Below are 1,429 nucleotides of genomic sequence, written 5' to 3' on the forward strand. Positions count from 1 at the left end.
TGTGAACTCGAAGAGTAGGGCGGGACACGTGGTATCCTGTCTGAATATGGGGGGACCATCCTCCAAGGCTAAATACTCCTGACTGACCGATAGTGAACCAGTACCGTGAGGGAAAGGCGAAAAGAACCCCGGCGAGGGGAGTGAAAAAGAACCTGAAACCGTGTACGTACAAGCAGTGGGAGCACCTTCGGGTGTGACTGCGTACCTTTTGTATAATGGGTCAGCGACTTATATTCTGTAGCAAGGTTAACCGTATAGGGGAGCCGCAGGGAAACCGAGTCTTAACTGGGCGTTAAGTTGCAGGGTATAGACCCGAAACCCGGTGATCTAGCCATGGGCAGGTTGAAGGTTGGGTAACACTAACTGGAGGACCGAACCGACTAATGTTGAAAAATTAGCGGATGACTTGTGGCTGGGGGTGAAAGGCCAATCAAACCGGGAGATAGCTGGTTCTCCCCGAAAGCTATTTAGGTAGCGCCTCGTGAACTCATCTTCGGGGGTAGAGCACTGTTTCGGCTAGGGGGTCATCCCGACTTACCAACCCGATGCAAACTACGAATACCGAAGAATGTTATCACGGGAGACACACGGCGGGTGCTAACGTCCGTCGTGAAGAGGGAAACAACCCAGACCGCCAGCTAAGGTCCCAAAGTCATGGTTAAGTGGGAAACGATGTGGGAAGGCACAGACAGCCAGGATGTTGGCTTAGAAGCAGCCATCATTTAAAGAAAGCGTAATAGCTCACTGGTCGAGTCGGCCTGCGCGGAAGATGTAACGGGGCTAAACCATGCACCGAAGCTGCGGCAGCGACACTATGTGTTGTTGGGTAGGGGAGCGTTCTGTAAGCCTGCGAAGGTGACCTGTGAGGGTTGCTGGAGGTATCAGAAGTGCGAATGCTGACATAAGTAACGATAAAGCGGGTGAAAAGCCCGCTCGCCGGAAGACCAAGGGTTCCTGTCCAACGTTAATCGGGGCAGGGTGAGTCGACCCCTAAGGCGAGGCCGAAAGGCGTAGTCGATGGGAAACAGGTTAATATTCCTGTACTTGGTGTTACTGCGAAGGGGGGACGGAGAAGGCTATGTTAGCCGGGCGACGGTTGTCCCGGTTTAAGCATGTAGGCTGGTTATCCAGGCAAATCCGGATAATCAAGGCTGAGGTGTGATGACGAGGCACTACGGTGCTGAAGTAACAAATGCCCTGCTTCCAGGAAAAGCCTCTAAGCATCAGGTAACATCAAATCGTACCCCAAACCGACACAGGTGGTCAGGTAGAGAATACCAAGGCGCTTGAGAGAACTCGGGTGAAGGAACTAGGCAAAATGGTGCCGTAACTTCGGGAGAAGGCACGCTGGTGTGTAGGTGAAGCCCCTGCGGATGGAGCTGAGACCAGTCGAAGATACCAGCTGGCTGCAACTGTTTATTAAAAACAC

At 52.8% G+C, this 1,429-nt stretch carries 1 rRNA gene; it reads left to right on the forward strand.

The annotated features are described in order from the left end of the window. Nucleotides 1–1,429 (forward strand): 23S ribosomal RNA (locus ABLU73_RS22835); the annotation flags it as partial.

The sequence above is a fragment of the Klebsiella sp. GG_Kp175 genome (assembly GCF_040062325.1).
Lineage (GTDB): Bacteria > Pseudomonadota > Gammaproteobacteria > Enterobacterales > Enterobacteriaceae > Klebsiella > Klebsiella quasipneumoniae.